Here is a 17155-nt window from a genome sequence, read left to right as displayed (position 1 = left end):
TCACAGGACTCCGTTCGGCAGATTGCTGTTCTGTCCGCTGAAGGGAGCAGCGGACGGGGGAGCTTGGGGGGTGGGGCGGAGCAGCGGTTCGATCCGTCTCAGCCCCTCGGTCACGGCCTCGGGATCGCGGGCGAAACAGATCCGGAAGCCGTCGGTGGCCCCGAGGGTCTCGCCGGGCATCAGCAGCACTCCGGCGTCCAGCACCCGGCGGCAGAGCGACAGCGGCTGCTCCCCGGTGGTCAGCCGGAGCCAGGCGAAGGGGGTGTTCTCCGGCTCCACGAGCTGCACGGCGTCCGCGTTGCGCCTCGCGAACTCCCGTACGAGCCTCAGTCCTTGGCTGGTGATGTCCGCGTACCGGCGCAGATAGTGGTCCCGGTGGTCCAGCACATCGCAGGCCAGCGTCTCGCAGAGCACCGAATTGGCGATGGTGGAGAGGAACTTGCGTCGTGCGCACCCCTCGACGACCTCCGGCGGCCCGTACATCCAGCCGACCCGCAGACCGGGGAATCCGTACACCTTGGAGAGGCTGGAGACCGAGATCACCCGGTCGCTGGAGCGTGCGGGGGAGTCCCTCAGATCGAGCGCGTACTCCTCGTCGAGCAGCAGATAGGCGTCCCGCCGCTCCGCCAGCTCAAGCAGCCCGCGCAGATCGGCGTCGGCGATCCGCCGACCCGTGGGATTGCAGGGGGAGTTGGCGACTATCAGCCGCAGCCCGGGCCCGGCCAGCGCGGCGGCCGCCTCCACGTCGAAGGTGAGGTCCTCGCGGTAGGGGGCGCAGTCGACCTGGCACCCCAGATCGGCGGTGATGTCCCAGGACTGCTGCCACCCCGGCCGGTAGACGATCACCTGGGCGCCGGGGGCGAGCAGGGAGGCGTAGACGAGGTAGAGGGCCTGCTGGGCACCCTGGGTGATCAGTACGGAGGCGGCGTCGCCGGCGTAGAGGTCCGCGACCCGGTCGCGCAGCGCGCCGATGCCCCGGTCGTGCCCGTAGTCCAGCTCCAGCCCGGGGTCCACGGCGAGCTGGTCGAGCCGTCCCGGGAGCATGTTGCTGTCCCCGAGGTCGATGTCGAAGCGTCCGGCGGCGTCCTGGAAGACCCACCGCTGCATGGGGTACTCATCCGTGATGCTCATCGGGCGGCCTCCGCGGTGCGGTCCAGCCGGGCGCGCAGCGCCGGGGCGAACACACCGGTCGCCACCTGCTGGGACTCTCCGGTCAGCGTCACCGACCCGTCCGGCGCGAGGGCCACGGTCACACTGCCACCTGGCATACGGACCTCCACCCGGTCCTCGCAGAGCCCCAGTTCGCGGGCGGCGGAGGCGGCGGCGCAGGCGCTGCTGCCCGAGGCCAGCGCGTAACCGGCGCCACGTTCGTACACCTCGATCTCCAGGACCCTCCGGCTCACCACCCGCAGGAACTGCACATTGGTGCGCTGCGGGAAGCGGGCGTGCCCGGCGATCTCGGGGCCCAGGCTCCGGGCCAGCTCGGCGGTCGGCGCGTCCACGGGCACCACCGTGTGCGGGTTGCCGTTGTGGAGGGCGGTCACCGTCAGCTTGCGCTCCCCGACCGTCAGCGGCACGGAGAGCGTCGGTCCCTCGGCCGGCGTGCCGTCCTCGTCCAGCAGCGGCAGGGCGGCGGCATCGAACAGGGGCCTCCCCAGGCCGACTTGGACGATCCCGGCCGCCCGGTCCAGGATCTGCACGGGGCTGTCGCCCGCGGCCGTCCGGAGCGTGAACGGCTCACCGCCCGCCCACGTCCCCGGGTCCCGCTCGGCCAGGTGCAGGGCGAACATCCGCAGCCCGTTGCCGCTGCGCTCGCAGACGGAGCCGTCCGAGTTGAAGAGGGCCAGCGGGACCGGGCGCCCGGGGCGGGGCTCCTCCAGCGGGCCGTGCAGCACCCCGTCCGCGCCGATGCCGAAGTGCCGGTCGCAGAGAAGTCGTACGGACTCCGGCGAGACGGGGACGTCGGTGCAGCGGGGGTCGATCACCACGTAGTCGTTGCCCAGTGCCTGATACTTGAAGAAGTCGGTCATGACTCGTCTCAGGTAGGTGGCGGGGGACAGGGCCGCTCCCGGCGCGAGCTCGGGCCGGGAGCGGCCCCGTACATCAGGCGTCCTGCTCCTCCAGCGCCGCCGCGTCGTGCTCCTCGCCGTACCACTTCTCCGCCCAGCGGGAGAAGGCGATGATCACGATGTCGCGGTGGCCGGGCCCGCCGTCGGCGGAGAGGACGTCGGTGACGTCGTGGGCGAGCCCCCGGTCGTCCAGCAGGACCGCCTGGCCGGCGTCGAGCGTGCCCGACCAGAAGGGTGCGTCCGCCCCCGGCTTCCACAGCCGGGTGGTGCCGCCCGCCACGTTCACCTTGTTCAGGATGGCTATCATGACGAACTCGTGCCCGTCGTGGTGGACGCCCTCCGGCGTGAGCGGGCCCGGCTTGCCGCCGTCGGCGCGGGTCCGGTTCTGGTGGACGTTGATCTGCCACGGCTCGGACCGGTCCAGGCCCAGTTCGCGGATGCCCTCGGAGATCAGCGGGGTGAAGTCCACCTCGATCGGCTCGTAGACGCGGCGGATACCGCCACCGACCGGATTGAACTTCTTGTACGTGGTGTAGTCGCGGTGCGGAAGCCGCTTGAACGACCAGCTCTCGTCCTCGGCGGGCGTGAGCTTGTACTGCGAGAACCGCTTGAAGCGGGTCCCGTTCCCCATGTAGTCGTCGACCGGGCACCGGTCGTAGCTGGGCAGGATGTCGGGCGCGACCTCGGGCAGGTCGATGACGGTGAATCCTTCGGCGCCGAGCGGCATGTGCTCTCCCCTCCTGGTGGGTGGTGGCGGAATGTCAGGCGGTGACCGACGGCATGCGCTCGTCCAGGTACGTCGCCGAGGAGTTGAGGCGCCACAGGATGCCGCGGGCGATGGCCCGGCGCATCCGGGGGGACTCGGCGGCGGGCAGCACCACGTTGTGGAACCAGCCCTGGGCGTGCTGGGAGTCGATGGTGATGTGCAGCCGGTGGTAGACGATGCCGACGTCGGGCAGCCCGAGCCGCTCCCAGGCGTGCACGACCTGGACGAACCGGTCCGGCGCCATCCACTCGGTCATCCCGAGGTAGCCCACGGCCTCCGGGTACAGGGCGCGGTAGCGGCACAGCAGGACGGCCAGGTTGCCGTTGAGGAGCGAGTTGGCGGTGAGCGAGCGCTCCAGCTCCTCGTCCGGGATCTCGAAGACCTCGAAGATCTTGTTGAAGAGGGTGGTATGGACCTGGGCGTGGTCCCCGTTGCCCATCTCGTCCCAGAAGTTGGAGGCGATCTCCATCTTCGCCGCACCCGCCGTACCGACCTGCATCATCGCCAGCAGATCGTCGAAGCGGCCGTCGACCACGGACTCCTGCATCACGTAGTTGCGCAGGTCGGACTCGGTGGCCCGGTTGCGGATGAACTCGTGGTAGTAGGGGTGTTTGTACACCCGGTGCTCACGGGCGGTCTTCTTCAGCCAGGAGAGGTAGGCCCGCGGTTCGGTGGGCGCTTCCTCCAGCAGCCCCGGCTCGATCAGCCGGTCCTGCGCCTCGGCGGTCGCGGCCTCCAGCTGCCGGCCGATCTCGTGCACGACGACCGAGCCCTCGGCGGTCTCCTGGTCGGTGAGTTTGGTGTGCAGCCGGTAGACCCGGTCGAGCAGGAACTGTTGGGCGTAAAGGGCCTGTTGGTCGTTGGCGGCCGCCGCCTTGTTGATCTCGGCCACCCGGCCGAGCAGGGCGGTGCGAGCGTCGCCCGCGAACTGGGAGTCGACCTTGTCGGCGGCCGTCGCGAGTATCGCGGTGACCTCGTCGACGGTGGCCAGAAAGCCGGTGGCGGGCTCGGTCCCGGCCCGGGAGGTACCAACTTCGAGCATCTGCTTCCCCTTGTGTTCACCTGATGACTGTGACGTGCCGTATGTGCTGTGCGGGTAGCCGTCTGTCGTGCTGAGGAGAGGAGGGAGGAGGAAGGGGTATCGCACCGCACACGGCCCTGAGGTGCCGGGCAGGGTGTGTGCCAGAACGGCAGAGGCGGTCAATGCGCGCCCATAGTGCCCGCAGAGCTCTGGGCAGACTCTGTACGCGGTCTATATGGATTCAAGCCACCGGCCGGGACGCGTGGGGAGCGCGCCCGGACCTGGGCGAGGACATGCCGAAGAGGGCGCGCAGTACGGGACCGTATCCGTACTCCGCGCCCTCGTTCGGGGGTGGTGGAGAAGTGGTGCTGGGGTATGACAGGGACCGCGGCGGCGGCGATCGGAGCCGGGTGAGCGCGTCTCCTTCAGGTCAGAAGACGGTCCCCGGGTCCTTCACCACCGCACTGGCATCGCACAGCCGCCGCGGCCTCGTCGTCCTGCCCGCGCCGCGCGGCACCCCTCATCCGGGTGCGCGGTGCGGGCAGGGGCTTTGAACGCTCAGTCCTCGCGCAGGGCGCGGACGGCCTCCTCGACGCGCTTGCCGTAGTCGGTGTCGGCCGCGTGGAAGTGGGTGAGGTTCTTCTCGATCACATCGTCGCGGGTGACCTGCGAGAGGCCCCCGGCGATGTTGGCGACCAGCCGGCCCTTCTCCTCCTCCGACATCAGCCGGAAGAGTTCGCCGGCCTGGAAGAAGTCGTCGTCCTTGGCGTGGGCGGGCGCCTCGTGCGTGCCCGTCCAGCCGTGGATCGCCAGCGGGGCGGCGAGCGCCGCGTCGGTCTGGGCCGGGCCGGCGTACGAGTTGGGCTCGTAGTTCTTGTCGTGGCGCGAGCCGTGACGTGTGGCGTGCAGCCCGTCGCGGCCGTAGTTGTCGACCTCGGCCGCCTTGGGTGCGTTGACCGGCAGCTGGGTGTGGTTGACGCCCAGGCGGTAGCGGTGCGCGTCCGCGTAGGCGAACAGCCGGCCCTGGAGCATCTTGTCCGGGGACGGGCCGATGCCGGGCACGAAGTTGTTCGGCGAGAACGCGGCCTGCTCGACCTCGGCGAAGACGTTGTCCGGGTTCCGGTTCAGCACGAGGCGGCCGACCCGCTGGAGCGGGTAGTCGGCGTGCGGCCACACCTTGGTGAGGTCGAACGGGTTGAACCGGTACTCGGCGGCCTCTGCGGCCGGCATCACCTGGACGTGCAGCGTCCAGGACGGGTTGACGCCCCGCTCGATGGCCTGCAGCAGGTCCGTCTGGTGCGAGTTGGCGTCCTTGCCGACGAGCTCGGCTGCCTGCTCGGCGGAGAGGGAGCGCACACCCTGGTTGGTCTTGAAGTGGTACTTGACGAAGAACGCCTCGCCCTCGGCGTTCGTCCACTGGTAGGTGTGCGAGCCGTAGCCGTTCATGTGGCGGTACGAGGCGGGGATGCCGCGGTCGCCCATCAGCCAGGTGACCTGGTGCGTCGCCTCGGGGGCGTGCGCCCAGAAGTCCCAGACGTTGTCCGGCTCCTGCCTGCCCGTGAACGGGTCGCGCTTCTGCGAGTGGATGAAGTCGGGGAACTTGATCGGGTCCTTGATGAAGAACACCGGGGTGTTGTTCCCGACAAGGTCGTAATTGCCTTCGTTCGTATAGAACTTGAGGGCGAAGCCGCGCGGGTCACGGACAGCGTCCGCGCCACCGAGCGAGTCGGCGACGGTGGAGAAGCGGATGAACGTCTCGGTGCGCTTGCCCACCTCGGAGAGGAAGTCGGCGCGGGTGAAGCCGGTGACGTCGTCGGTCACCTCGAAGTAGCCGTACGCGCCGGAGCCGCGGGCGTGGACCACGCGCTCCGGGATGCGCTCACGGTTGAAGCGGGCGAGCTTCTCCAGGAGGTGCTGGTCCTGGAGGAGGATCGGTCCACCGACACCGGCGGTGGCGGAGTTCTGGTTGTCGGCGACCGGGGCGCCTGACTCGGTCGTGAGCACACGCTTAGCCATGTGGCGGGATGACCTTTCGTACGAGCTGCTGACGGCTTGAGGAGCGTAGATTCGCCGCGAGGCGGCGTCAACAGTTTGTTGAAATCGAAGGGTGTGGTTCCGGGCCGCGGCAGCGCCTGGGCGCGACAGGACAGGTGTCAGCGCCACCGCGGCCCGGAGTTCGTGGGGCTCCTTGCGGAGCGAGGGGTCAGACCTGGGAGCCGGAGAGCCGCTCGACCGAGCGCAGCAGCGCCGAGTGGTCCAGGCCGCCGTCGCCCTGGGCGCGCAGCGAGGCGACCAGCTGGGCGACCACGCCGCCGACGGGCAGAGCGGCGCCGACGTTGCGGGCGGCGTCGGTCACGATGCCCATGTCCTTGTGGTGCAGGTCGATCCGGAAGCCGGGGGCGAAGTCCCGCTTCAGGAAGTTGTCCTTCTTGCGGGTCAGCACGGTCGAGCCGGCCAGACCGCCGTTGAGGACGTCCAGTGCGGCGGCCAGGTCCACCCCGGACTTCTCCAGGAAGACCACGGCCTCGGCGCACGCCTGGATGTTGACCGCGACGATCAGCTGGTTGGCCGCCTTCACCGTCTGGCCGGAGCCGTGCGGGCCGCAGAGCACGATGGTCTTGCCGAGCGCCTCCAGGAGCGGCTTCGCGGCAGCGAAGTCCGCCTGCTCACCGCCCACCATGATGGACAGCACCGCCTCGATGGCACCGGCCTCGCCGCCGGAGACCGGCGCGTCCAGGACCCGCAGGCCCTTCTCGGCCGCGTTCTTGGCGAGGTCCACCGAGGTCTGCGGGGTGATGGAGGACATGTCCACCAGCAGCGCGCCGCGCTTGGCGTTCTCCAGGATGCCCTCGGGGCCGTAGGCGATGGCCTCGACCTGCGGGGACGCGGGCACCATCGTGATGACGACATCCGCGTCCCTGACCGCGTCCGCGATCGAGGGGGCGCCGCTGCCGCCGGCCGCGACCAGCCGGTCGATCTTGTCCTGCTCCAGGGTGTATCCGGTGACGGCGTAACCGGCCTTGACCAGGTTCTCCGACATGGGGGAGCCCATGATGCCGAGACCGATCCAGGCGACCTTGGGGAGGTTGTTGCTCATGAGGGTGCCTTCCTGAAAAACGTGTGTACGTAAGGGGGTTGGGCGCAACTCTCAGGTCCGCCCGGCCCGTCCGCAGCTGGTCAGCCGGCCGCTCGGGCCGACGCCGGGAGCCAGTCGAAGGACTCGGCGCTCGGCCGGTCGCCCGGCTTGTACTCCAGGCCGACCCAGCCCGCGTAACCGGCGTCCTTCAGCTCGTCGAGCAGTCGCTCCAGCGGGAGGGTGCCGGTGCCCGGCGCGCCGCGGCCCGGGTTGTCGGCGATCTGGACGTGGCCGGTCTTGGCGGCGTACGCCTTGATGACCTGGCTCAGGTCCTCGCCGTTCATCGACAGGTGGTACAGGTCCAGGAGGAACTTGGCGTTCCCGAGGCCCGTCGCCGCGTTGACCTTGTCGACGACCTCGATCGCTGCCGGTGCGCCGACCAGCGGATAGAGCGGCGACTCCGGCTTGTTGAGGGCCTCGACCAGGAGGATCGCCCCGATACGGTCCGCCGCGCGGGCGGCCAGCACCAGGTTCTCCAGAGCGAGCGTGTCCTGCACCTGCGGGTCCACGCCTTCGACGCGGTTGCCGTACAGCGCGTTGAGCGCCGTGCAGCCGACCGAGGCGGCGAAGTCGGCCGCCACCTCGATGTTGGCCCGGAAGCGGTCCGACTCCGTGCCGGGCACGGAGAGCGCGCCGCGGTCGGGGCCGGGCAGCTGTCCGGCGTAGAAGTTCAGCCCCACCAGCTGGGTGCCGGCGTCGTCGAGCGCCTTCTTGAGGGCGTCGAGCTCGACCTGAGGCGGGGTCGGGGTCTCGATCCAGGGCCACCACAGCTCGACCGCCGTGAAGCCCGCCGCGGCGGCTGCCGCGGGACGCTCCAGGAGCGGGAGTTCCGTGAAGAGGATCGAGAGGTTCACATCGAAGCGCTGGTCCGGGTATCCCATGAGGGTGTCGGCGCTCCTTCCGTATTGCGGAAGTTAGTTTCTGCTTAACGGAAGATTGCCTGGGGGGTGGTGGGGCTGTCAAGGGGGCGGAACGAAATTCGTCCCGGTGGGCGGGGTGCTGAATCGGTGGCAGGAGCCCCTTCGGGCATACGAAGCGGAAGATCCGCCCCGCCGGGGTGTGCTGGGTGCTGGGATCCGTTCGACGACGACCGGCACGGCACGCCTCCTTCCCGTGGCTGGGGGTCGGGTGGGGCCGGGTCAGGAACCGGCGTTCATGGCCCGGCTGATGTCCTGCGAGGCCCTCGCCGCCTCCTTGGCCGGATCACCCCCGGTGAGCACGGCCGTCATGATCGTCTCCCGCCTCGCCCTCGGCCCCGCCGCCGAGGTCACCCCGGACCGGGGGGCCACCACCCGGGCATCCCGCCGGGCGACTTCGCTCACGGCGACGCGATCACGTCCTCGACCAGGGGGGACATCCAGACGGGGGCCTGACCGCCGGCTCCGACGCGCGTCGCGCAGAACGCGACTGCGGTTGCACTTCTTGCCGCTCGGGGCCTGGCAGGCCAGGGTGGCGGCACATCCGAAGCAGCCGAACCCCCACACGAGGTGCCTCGCATGAACGCCGTACCCCGCCCTGCCCTCGCCCACGGTCACGGCCTCCCGCCGCCCCATCGGCGGCTCCGGCCCCACCCGCCTCTCCGAGTTACAGTCGTGGCCGAGCCGCGCTCCCGCACCCGCGGCGAGGACATCAGGGAGGCACAGTGCGCTTGAGGGTGGAATTCACCACCGAGCCCTTCGATCTCGACGAGGCGCCCGCCCACGCGGTGGTGGCCCGTGAGGTCATCCAGAGCGCCGAACTCGACGCCGTGGACGTCGGGCCGTTCGGCAACACGGCGGAAGGGGGCGCGGACGAGGTGCTCACCGCCGTGGACTCCCTGCTGCGCCGGGCCCTGGCCTCGGGTGCCACCCGGGTGTCGCTCCAGGTCAACGTGATCGGGGAGGAGGTCCAGTGACCGAATCCGCCGATCACGTTCCGGTCACCGTCGACCACCCCTTCGTATCGGCGGTCAAGCCGCTCGTCGACGCGATGGGCGCCGAGCTGCTCGGTCCCGAGCAGGCCCAGCCGGACGACGTGGTGCTCGCGTGGGAGGGCCAGGACGTCATAGCCGTACGCCTGCCCCAGCTCTCCGACTCGCTGGACCACATCCTCGCCGCGCTGGAGAGACGGCACGGGATGCCGCTCGCCGAACTGGACCGCAAGGCCAAGCAGTCCGTCGTCCGGACCCTGGAGGCACGCGGTGCCTTCTCCGTACGGCACGGGGTGGAGACCGTGGCAGGCGCCCTGGGCGTCTCCAGATTCACCGTGTACAACTATCTGAACCGGGAACATTCGGCCAAGGGTGAGTAGTTGGCCGAATCCGCCGAACCTCCGGGAAGCCGCTGTCCGCATGCCGGGACGGCGGCTTTCTTCGTTCGCGAGATTTCAACAAAGTGTTGACGTCGTGTTGCGGAGGGCGTTAGCTATCCGCAGCCCGAACAACGCACAGCGAAAAACAGCCACGGAGGCTCCCGTGACTTCGAGCTCCACGCCGGGCCTCACCCGGTTCAACACCCTGGCGGACGGCGAGGCCACCCCCGTACTGCACGAGGTCTGTGCCAGCGCGGCCTGGGGAGAGAACGTCCTCGCCGGTCGTCCGTACGCCACCGAGGAAGCCCTGCTGTCCGCGAGCGACGCCGCCATGGCCGAGCTCACCGCCAAGGACCTGGCCGAGGCGATGGCGGGCCACCCGCCGATCGGCCGCCCGAAGCCCGGCGACCCGACCTCCTCCCGCGAGCAGCGGGGGATGGCCGGCGCCTCCGAGGAGCTCAAGACCGAGATGCTCGAACTGAACCTGGCCTACCAGGAGCGGTTCGGACATGTCTTCCTGATCTGTGCCACCGGCGCCACCGGTGAGCAGATGCGCGACGCGGTGAAGTCCCGGATCGGGAACTCGCCCGAGCAGGAGCGGGAGATCGTGCGCGCCGAACTGGGCAAGATCAACCGCATCCGGCTGACCCGTCTCGTACGGGAGACCCTCGCAGAGGAAGCTCCCGTGCAGGACTCTTGAGATCTAGGAGAGTGACGGTCTTGAGTACCGACACGACCGCATCGGTGTCCACGCACATCCTGGACACCAGCATCGGCCGCCCCGCCGCGTCCGTCGCCGTCTCGCTCGCCGCCCGCAGCGGCGGCGACGCGCCGTACGTGACGCTCGGAGCCTCCGCGACCGATGCGGACGGGCGCTGCAAGGACCTGCCGGCGCTGCCGGAGGGCACCACCCATGTGCGTCTCGACTTCGACACCGAGACGTACTTTTCCAAGAAGCAAGCCGAGGCGCAGCAGGACGCCCCCCGCGTAAGGGACAGCGGCGCGTTCTTCCCGGAGGTGACCATCGCGTTCGCGGTCGTCCCGGGCGAGCACTATCACGTACCGCTGCTGCTCAACCCGTTCGGCTACTCCGTTTACCGAGGGAGCTAGCACCGACATGCCCACGATTCTCGGCCAGAACCAGTACGGCAAAGCAGAGAACCGCGTCGTAAAGATCACGCGGGACGGCGACACCCACCACATCAAGGACCTCAACGTCTCGGTCGCCCTCTCCGGCGACATGGACGACGTCCACTACTCCGGCTCCAACACGCACGTCCTGCCGACCGACACCACCAAGAACACGGTGTTCGCGTTCGCCAAGGAGCACGGGATCGAGTCCGCCGAGCAGTTCGGCATCCACCTCGCCCGGCACTTCGTCTCCTCGCAGGAGCCGATCCACCGCGCCCGGATCCGGATCGAGGAGTACGCCTGGGAGCGCATCGCGACCTCCGACGGCAACTCGAAGTTCATCGGCGCCGACGAGGTCAAGCACTCCTTCGTCCGCAAGGGCCAGGAGACCCGTGTCTCCCAGATCACCTACGACGGTGAGAACTGGGAGGTCATCTCGGGCCTCAAGGACCTGACGGTGATGAACTCGACCAACTCCGAGTTCTGGGGCTACGTCAAGGACCGGTACACCACGCTCAAGGAGGCGTACGACCGCATCCTCGCGACGGACGTCTCCGCGCGCTGGCGGTACAACTGGACCAGCGACGAGCAGCCCATGCCGAACTGGGAGAAGTCCTACGAGCAGGCGCGCAAGCACATGCTCCAAGCTTTCGCCGAGACGTACTCCCTCTCGCTCCAGCAGACCCTGTACCAGATGGGTTCGCGGATCATCAACAGCCGCAGCGAGATCGACGAGATCCGTTTCTCGCTGCCGAACAACCACCACTTCCTGGTGGACCTCGAACCGTTCGGCCTCAAGAACGACAATGAGGTCTACTTCGCGGCGGACCGTCCCTACGGTCTGATCGAGGCCACCGTGCTCCGGGACGGCGTAGAGCCGAAGATCCCGGTCGACATGACCAACCTCTGACGCGGCACTGAACCCGCCCCCGCCCGCCCGTGGTCGGGCGGGGGCCGGTCATCCCGGAGGAATCACCCATGGCACAGCCTGCAACGGGGCCGGTCGAAGGCCTGTGCGAAGCCCCGAGAACCCTCACCGCCACGGCAGTTCACCCGGTCGACGAGAAGCTACCTCCCGCCCGGCTCGTTCCCGCCGCGCTCCAGCACATCGCCGCCATGTACGCGGGCGTCGTCACCCCTCCGCTGATCATCGGCCAGGCCGTCGGCCTGGACACCGCCGGCATGACCCGGCTCATCGCCGCGAGCCTCCTGATCGCCGGAATCGCCACCATCGTGCAGACGGTGGGAGTCGGCACCTTTGCCGGGAACCGGCTGCCGTTCGTCAACGCGGCCTCCTCCGCCGGTATCGCGCCGATGCTCGCCATCGCCGAGACCAGCGCGCCCGGCCACCGACTCCCCGCGATCTACGGGGCGGTGCTCGTCGCCGGGGTCCTCTGTCTGGCGGTCGGGCCGTTCTTCGGCAGGCTGTTGCGCTTCTTCCCGCCGCTCGTCACCGGGGTGGTCATCACCCTCATCGGCGTCACCCTCATGCCCGTGCCGGTCGCCTGGGCGCAGGGCGGCGACGCCACCGCCGCCGACTTCGGCGCGATGAAGCACCTGGCGCTGGCCGCCTTCACCCTCGTCGTCATCCTGCTCATTCAGCGTTTCGGCCGTGGCTTCCTCAAGAAACGCCGCGCCGACGGCCGTACGACCGCCCGGGGCCTGCGCACGGACGGCATCGCCACCAGCGCCTTCGCCCAGAACGTCGGCGTCGTCTCGCTCGTCCCGATGCCCGTCCTCGGCGGCGCCGGCGTCGTCCTCTTCGGCTCCATCGCTGTCAGCGGCATCCGTACGCTCTCCGAGGCCGGACTGGACGACAGCTCCAACATCATCCTGGTCGCGGTGGCGCTCGGCGCGGGCGTCATCCCGCTCGCCGCGCCCACCTTTCACACCGGATTCCCGGCCTGGGCGCAGACCGTCCTCGGCTCCGGGATCAGTGCGGGAGCACTGGTCGCGGTCGTGTTCAACCTGTTCTTCCACCATCTCGGCACCCACAGCCGCCCCGCTGTGGCACTCAAATCCTCCTAGGGTCCTGCCGTGCCCACATCGCCACAGAGAGAAGAAGGAAGCGCCATGGCAGCTTCGGCAGACCCTCAGCGCATCGTCATCGAGAACTGCTCGATCGCCACCGTCGACGCCCACGACACGGAGTACGCCTCCGGGTACATCGTCGTGGCGGACAACCGCATCGAGTCCGTCGGCGCCGGCAAGGCGCCCGAGGGGCTCACGGGGGTCGTCCGGCGTATCGACGCCTCCGGGCACCTCGCGACACCCGGTCTGGTCAACACCCACCACCACTTCTACCAGTGGATCACCCGGGGCCTGGCCACCGACCACAACCTCTTCAACTGGCTGGTCGCCCTCTACCCGACCTGGGCCCGCATCGACGAGCCGATGGCCCGCGCCGCCGCGCAGGGGTCGCTCGCCATGATGGCCCGCGGCGGAGTCACCACCGCCATGGACCACCACTACGTCTTCCCGAAGGACTCCGGCGACCTGTCCGGCGCCATCATCGGGGCCGCCCGCGAGATGGGCGTACGGTTCACCCTCGCCCGGGGCTCCATGGACCGCGGCGAGAAGGACGGCGGCCTGCCCCCGGACTTCGCCGTCGAGACCCTCGACGGCGCGCTCGCCGCCACCGAGGCCACCATCGACGCCCACCACGACGCCTCCTTCGACGCCATGACCCAGGTCGCCGTCGCCCCTTGCTCGCCGTTCTCGGTCTCCACCGAACTGATGCGCCAGGGAGCCGAGTTGGCTCGCCGCAGAAGTGTCCGGCTGCACACACACGGCTCGGAGACCGTCGAGGAGGAGCAGTTCTGCAAGGAGCTGTTCGGGATGGGCCCGACCGACTACTTCGAGTCGACCGGCTGGCTCGGCAGCGACGTGTGGATGGCGCACTGCGTCCACATGAACGACTCCGACATCGCCGCCTTCGCCCGTACGGGAACGGGCGTCGCCCACTGCCCGTCCTCCAACGCCCGCCTCGCCGCGGGGATCGCCCGGGTCCCCGACATGCTCGCCGCCGGTGTCCCGGTCGGCCTCGGCGTGGACGGCACCGCCTCCAACGAGTCCGGCGAGCTCCACACCGAGCTGCGCAACGCGCTGCTCATCAACCGCCTCGGCGCTCACCGCGAGGCCGCCCTGAACGCCCGTCAGGCCCTGCGCCTCGGGACCTTCGGCGGGGCCCAGGTGCTGGGCCGCGCCGACCAGATCGGCTCCCTGGAGGCCGGCAAGCTCGCCGACCTCGTCCTGTGGAAGCTGGACACCCTGGCCCACTCCTCGATCGCCGATCCGGTGACCGCGCTCATCTTCGGCGCGGCCGCCCCGGTGACCCTCTCCCTCGTCGACGGCAAGCCGGTCGTCGAGGGCAACCACCTCACCACGGTGGACGAGGACGCCATCGCCCGCGTCACCCGCGACGAGGCCCGCCGCCTCGCGCAGATCGCCGCCGGAGCCTGACTCCCGCGGTATCCCCGACCGGCCGGTCGAGGGGGACGGCCCGAGACCGGCCGCCGTGGACCCGAGCGGGGTCCGCGGCAGCCGGTCCGGCGGACGCGCACCCGATGGTGGGCGCCCGCCGGACCGGTGATCAACGCTGCCCGCACACACCTGACCGTGCGCGCCCCCCCCCCGCACCCCCCTCTGCACGACCTGCACCACCTGAGAGAGCCGCAAGCACCACCGCACCACATACGCAGCACCTCCCTGACACCCGCGTCGCCGACGACGCGTAACCGACCGGAGGAACCGCCGTGGCCGCTGAGCCCAGGTTTCGCAAAGACGCAGACACAGCCGCCCCCGACGTGACGGACGGTGCCGTCACAGAAGCAGAAGCAGAAGCAGAAGCAGAAGCAGAAGCAGAAGCAGCAGACGGCCGGAAGCATCCGGTCGACGAGACCCTCCCCCCAGTGAGGATGTTCACCAGCGGCCTCCAGCACGTGGCCGCGATGTACGCGGGCGTGGTGGCCCCGCCGCTCATCGTGGGGCCGGCGGTCGGTCTCACCGCCAAGGAGACGGCCTTCCTGATGGGGGCGAGCCTCTTCACCGCGGGCATCGCCACCCTGCTCCAGACCATCGGCTTCTGGAAGGTCGGTGCCAGGCTGCCCTTCGTCAACGGCGTCTCGTTCGCCGGTGTGGCCCCGATGATCGCGATAGGCAAGGACCGGGGGCACGACGGCATAGCCGTGATCTTCGGCGCGATCATCGTCGCGAGCGTGCTGGGCTTCCTCCTGGCACCGTACTTCTGCAAACTGGTCCGCTTCTTCCCACCGGTCGTCACCGGCACCGTCATCACCCTGATCGGTGTCTCGCTCCTGCCGGTCGCCTTCAACTGGTCCCAGGGCGGCAACGCGGCGACGGACGACTACGGTTCGATGACCAACATCGCCATGGCCGCCGTGACCCTGGTGATCGTGCTGGCCCTGCGTAAGCTGCTGCGCGGCTTCCTCCAGCAGATCGCGATCCTGCTCGGCCTGATCATCGGAACCCTGATCGCCATCCCGGCGGGCATCACCGACTTCAGCGCCATGAGGAACGCCGACGTGGTCGGCTTCCCGACGCCGTTCGCCTTCGGTGGCCCGCAGTTCGAGATCGCCGCCATCATCAGCATGTGCATCGTGATGCTGGTCTGCATGACCGAGTCCACCGCGGACATGCTGGCGCTCGGCAAGATCGTCGGCCGCCCGGCCGACGAGAAGGTCATCGAGGGCGGCCTGCGGGCCGACACCCTCGGCAGCGCCATCAGCCCCTTCTTCAACGGCTTCATGTGCAGCGCCTTCGCCCAGAACATCGGGCTCGTGGCCATGACCAAGGTCCGCAGCCGCTTCGTCGTCGCGGCGGGCGGCGTGATCCTGATCGTCCTCGGCCTGGTCCCGGTCGCCGCCTCCGTCATCGCCGTCGTCCCGCTGCCGGTGCTCGGCGGCGCGGGCATCGTCCTCTTCGGTACGGTCGCGGCCAGCGGCATCCAGACCCTGGCCACCGCCGCACTGGAGAAGGGCGAGAACGCGCTGATCGTGGCGGCGGCCGTCGGCATCGGCCTGATCCCGATCGCGGCGCCGCAGTTCTACCACGCCTTCCCGGAGGACCTGCTGGTCGTCCTGGACTCGGGCATCTCGACCGGCTGCGTGGTGGCCATCGTGCTGAACCTCGCCTTCAACCACTTCGGCCGCAAGCCTGATGCGGAGGACGAGGAGGGGGCGGACGGCGAACATGTGGTCCCGGCGGCGGCCGGGGTGGGCGTGCACTGACGTATCCCACGCCCGATCGCACCCGGTGAAGCCCCGTGCCCCGCACGGGGCTTCGGCCGTCGTCAGCCCTTGTCGATGCGGTACCCGTCCCCGTGCACCTTCCACCGCAACGGTGTCTCCAGCTCCAGCTTCCCCTCCCGTACGAAGACCCGCTGGGCGCTCTCCACCCGGCCGGCGGCGGTGTGCGGCGGCTCCCGGCCGATCGCGGCCACCCGGGCATAGAGGAACGCGTTCAGACATGCCTGCTCGTCGCCGCTCCGCGCGGGCGGCCGGGCCGCCGCCAAGGCCTCGGGGCATATCGTGCGGAACCCGACCGAGCCTTCGGTGTCACCCGCGCCGTTCATCACCTACGCGTCGTAGTAGACCTTCCTCATGTCACCGGTGCCGGAGCAGAACCCGATGACGCCCGCCGTGTACCCCCGGCCGTCCCCGATGTCCTCGATGTACGGGTACTGCGCCTCCCAGTCCAGCGAGGAGTTCTCCGCGCTGGAGACCAGCTCCACGGCGATCCGCTTCTTCGCAGGTTCGGCCGGCTGCGTGTCGGTCTGCCCCGCCTCGGACGCGGATCCGGAGCAGCCGGTCAGGGCGGCGGCCGTGAGGAGGGTGACCGCGAGGGGGAGGCGCAGGGCGCGGACGATGTGCTTCACCCGCCCCGCCTGCCAGGCCGGGACCGGGACCGGGCCGGGGCCGTGGAGCGGACGGCCGCCCGGCGGCTGTAGCGTCAGGGGTATGGAAGATCAGTCAGTTGTGGATGTCGGCGATGTGCGCCTCGCGTACCGGACCTGGGGCGATCCGTTCGGCTCGCCCGTCGTGCTGCTGCACGGCCTCGGCGGCTCCGCCGCGGACTGGGAGGCGGCCGGCCCCCTGCTGGGCCAGGAGTGGCGGGTCTTCGCCCTGGACCTGCGCGGCCACGGCGAGAGCGACTGGCCCGACGCGTACGACCTGGAGCTGATGGCCGAGGACGTCGTCGGCTTCCTCGACGAGCTGGAGCTGAACCGGGTGGGCCTGGTCGGCCACGGCATGGGTGGCGTCGTCGCCCGGCTGGTGGCCCACGAGCACTCCGACCGGGTGGAGCGGCTGGTGCTGATCGAGACCCCGGCCCCCTTCCCCGGCGACCCTGGCCCGGCCGGGCGGCCCGAGGGCCCGGTGGACTACGACGAGAACGCGGTGCCCGCCGTACGCGACCAGCTCGCGGACCCGGGCCCGGACGCGGACGAGGGGCTCGGCGAGATCGTCGCCCCCACGATGATCATCACCGGAGGTCCGGAGAGCCGGATGCCGCAGGAGCGCCAGGCCGACATGGCCTCCCTGATCCCGGACTGCCGGCTGATCACGGTCCCCGGCGGCCACCGCATGCATGAGACCCGGGCCGACCAGGTGGCCGCGCACATCACCGAGTTCTTCACCAGCTGAGGGACGCTCCGGCGATGCCGGGGACCGTAGGCGAGCAGGGTCCGAACTGGAAGAACGCACCTTTCTGGTGCGAGAGGCACC

The 17155-nt window shown here is 69.9% G+C and carries 16 protein-coding genes and 2 pseudogenes; 10 read left to right on the top strand and 8 right to left on the bottom strand.

Going from position 1 to position 17155, the window contains the following annotated elements:
- From AMK21_RS25930 to AMK21_RS25900, 7 genes are all read right to left on the bottom strand, one after another.
- Nucleotides 1–1131 carry a pyridoxal phosphate-dependent aminotransferase gene (locus AMK21_RS25930; protein ID WP_073881609.1) on the bottom strand — a complete coding sequence of 377 codons (1131 nt, stop codon included), beginning with the start codon at nt 1129–1131 and terminating at the stop codon, nt 1–3.
- A complete protein-coding gene (gene dapF / locus AMK21_RS25925; protein WP_073881608.1) occupies nt 1128–2030 on the bottom strand; it encodes a diaminopimelate epimerase in 903 nt (300 codons plus the stop codon). Before dapF ends, AMK21_RS25930 begins: the two co-directional genes overlap by 4 nt.
- 73 nt (nt 2031–2103) lie before the next feature.
- Entirely contained in the window at nt 2104–2796 is a 693-nt protein-coding gene (locus AMK21_RS25920) for a 2OG-Fe dioxygenase family protein (protein ID WP_073881607.1), read from the bottom strand.
- A gap of 34 nt (nt 2797–2830) precedes the next feature.
- A complete protein-coding gene (locus AMK21_RS25915; RefSeq protein WP_073881606.1) occupies nt 2831–3877 on the bottom strand; it encodes an iron-containing redox enzyme family protein in 1047 nt (348 codons plus the stop codon).
- Between the two features lie 537 nt (nt 3878–4414).
- Entirely contained in the window at nt 4415–5872 is a 1458-nt protein-coding gene (locus AMK21_RS25910; protein WP_073881605.1) for a catalase, read from the bottom strand.
- Nucleotides 5873–6059: 187 nt separating this feature from the next.
- A complete protein-coding gene (locus tag AMK21_RS25905) occupies nt 6060–6953 on the bottom strand; it encodes a 2-hydroxy-3-oxopropionate reductase (RefSeq protein WP_073881604.1) in 894 nt (297 codons plus the stop codon).
- An 80-nt stretch (nt 6954–7033) separates the two neighbouring features.
- Nucleotides 7034–7873 carry a TIM barrel protein gene (locus tag AMK21_RS25900; protein WP_073881603.1) on the bottom strand — a complete coding sequence of 280 codons (840 nt, stop codon included), beginning with the start codon at nt 7871–7873 and terminating at the stop codon, nt 7034–7036.
- Between the two features lie 349 nt (nt 7874–8222).
- On the opposite strand from AMK21_RS25900, the pseudogene AMK21_RS36310 reads away from it, so the two are divergent.
- The 9 genes and pseudogenes from AMK21_RS36310 to AMK21_RS25860 form a co-directional block, all read left to right on the top strand.
- Nucleotides 8223–8365: pseudogene (locus tag AMK21_RS36310) on the top strand (GntR family transcriptional regulator); the annotation flags it as partial.
- A gap of 281 nt (nt 8366–8646) precedes the next feature.
- Entirely contained in the window at nt 8647–8886 is a 240-nt protein-coding gene (locus AMK21_RS25895) for a hypothetical protein (RefSeq protein WP_073881602.1), read from the top strand.
- Nucleotides 8883–9281, top strand: coding sequence for a helix-turn-helix domain-containing protein (locus AMK21_RS25890; protein WP_073881601.1), 399 nt, complete (start codon nt 8883–8885; stop codon nt 9279–9281). The genes AMK21_RS25895 and AMK21_RS25890 overlap by 4 nt, the downstream gene beginning before the upstream one ends.
- A gap of 163 nt (nt 9282–9444) precedes the next feature.
- Nucleotides 9445–9981, top strand: coding sequence for a 2-oxo-4-hydroxy-4-carboxy-5-ureidoimidazoline decarboxylase (gene uraD / locus AMK21_RS25885; RefSeq protein WP_073881600.1), 537 nt, complete (start codon nt 9445–9447; stop codon nt 9979–9981).
- Nucleotides 9982–10001: 20 nt separating this feature from the next.
- Nucleotides 10002–10391, top strand: coding sequence for a hydroxyisourate hydrolase (gene uraH / locus AMK21_RS25880; protein WP_073881777.1), 390 nt, complete (start codon nt 10002–10004; stop codon nt 10389–10391).
- A 7-nt stretch (nt 10392–10398) separates the two neighbouring features.
- Nucleotides 10399–11322: a factor-independent urate hydroxylase gene (gene pucL, locus AMK21_RS25875; protein ID WP_073881599.1), complete on the top strand. Its 924-nt coding sequence runs from the start codon at nt 10399–10401 to the stop codon at nt 11320–11322.
- Between the two features lie 68 nt (nt 11323–11390).
- Nucleotides 11391–12440 carry a solute carrier family 23 protein gene (locus tag AMK21_RS25870; RefSeq protein ID WP_073881597.1) on the top strand — a complete coding sequence of 350 codons (1050 nt, stop codon included), beginning with the start codon at nt 11391–11393 and terminating at the stop codon, nt 12438–12440.
- 45 nt (nt 12441–12485) lie between these two features.
- Complete coding sequence (locus tag AMK21_RS25865; RefSeq protein WP_073881595.1) at nt 12486–13874, top strand: 8-oxoguanine deaminase; 1389 nt, start codon at nt 12486–12488, stop codon at nt 13872–13874.
- Between the two features lie 293 nt (nt 13875–14167).
- Entirely contained in the window at nt 14168–15661 is a 1494-nt protein-coding gene (locus AMK21_RS25860) for a nucleobase:cation symporter-2 family protein (RefSeq protein WP_073881593.1), read from the top strand.
- A gap of 62 nt (nt 15662–15723) precedes the next feature.
- On the opposite strand, the pseudogene AMK21_RS25855 reads toward AMK21_RS25860, so the two are convergent.
- Nucleotides 15724–16308: pseudogene (locus tag AMK21_RS25855) on the bottom strand (chitosanase).
- An 82-nt stretch (nt 16309–16390) separates the two neighbouring features.
- Here AMK21_RS25855 and AMK21_RS25850 point away from each other — a divergent pair.
- Nucleotides 16391–17074, top strand: coding sequence for an alpha/beta fold hydrolase (locus AMK21_RS25850; protein WP_073881590.1), 684 nt, complete (start codon nt 16391–16393; stop codon nt 17072–17074).
- The last annotated feature ends 81 nt before the right edge of the window (nt 17075–17155 follow it).

The sequence above is a fragment of the Streptomyces sp. CB00316 genome (genome assembly GCF_001905595.1).
Taxonomy (GTDB): Bacteria; Actinomycetota; Actinomycetes; order Streptomycetales; family Streptomycetaceae; genus Streptomyces.
Note: the sequence above shows the minus strand (reverse complement) of the source record. Positions and strands in the feature narration are given on the sequence as shown.

Bases quoted from the DNA above. Each gene is read 5' to 3' on its own strand.
- pucL (WP_073881599.1), top strand. From the start codon at position 10,399: ATGCCCACGATTCTCGGCCAGAACCAGTACGGCAAAGCAGAGAACCGC.
- AMK21_RS25865 (WP_073881595.1), top strand. From the start codon at position 12,486: ATGGCAGCTTCGGCAGACCCTCAGCGCATCGTCATCGAGAACTGCTCG.
- AMK21_RS25850 (WP_073881590.1), top strand. From the start codon at position 16,391: ATGGAAGATCAGTCAGTTGTGGATGTCGGCGATGTGCGCCTCGCGTAC.
- AMK21_RS25900 (WP_073881603.1), bottom strand. From the start codon at position 7,873: ATGGGATACCCGGACCAGCGCTTCGATGTGAACCTCTCGATCCTCTTC.
- AMK21_RS25930 (WP_073881609.1), bottom strand. From the start codon at position 1,131: ATGAGCATCACGGATGAGTACCCCATGCAGCGGTGGGTCTTCCAGGAC.
- AMK21_RS25905 (WP_073881604.1), bottom strand. From the start codon at position 6,953: ATGAGCAACAACCTCCCCAAGGTCGCCTGGATCGGTCTCGGCATCATG.
- AMK21_RS25870 (WP_073881597.1), top strand. From the start codon at position 11,391: ATGGCACAGCCTGCAACGGGGCCGGTCGAAGGCCTGTGCGAAGCCCCG.
- AMK21_RS25915 (WP_073881606.1), bottom strand. From the start codon at position 3,877: ATGCTCGAAGTTGGTACCTCCCGGGCCGGGACCGAGCCCGCCACCGGC.
- dapF (WP_073881608.1), bottom strand. From the start codon at position 2,030: ATGACCGACTTCTTCAAGTATCAGGCACTGGGCAACGACTACGTGGTG.
- AMK21_RS25920 (WP_073881607.1), bottom strand. From the start codon at position 2,796: ATGCCGCTCGGCGCCGAAGGATTCACCGTCATCGACCTGCCCGAGGTC.
- AMK21_RS25910 (WP_073881605.1), bottom strand. From the start codon at position 5,872: ATGGCTAAGCGTGTGCTCACGACCGAGTCAGGCGCCCCGGTCGCCGAC.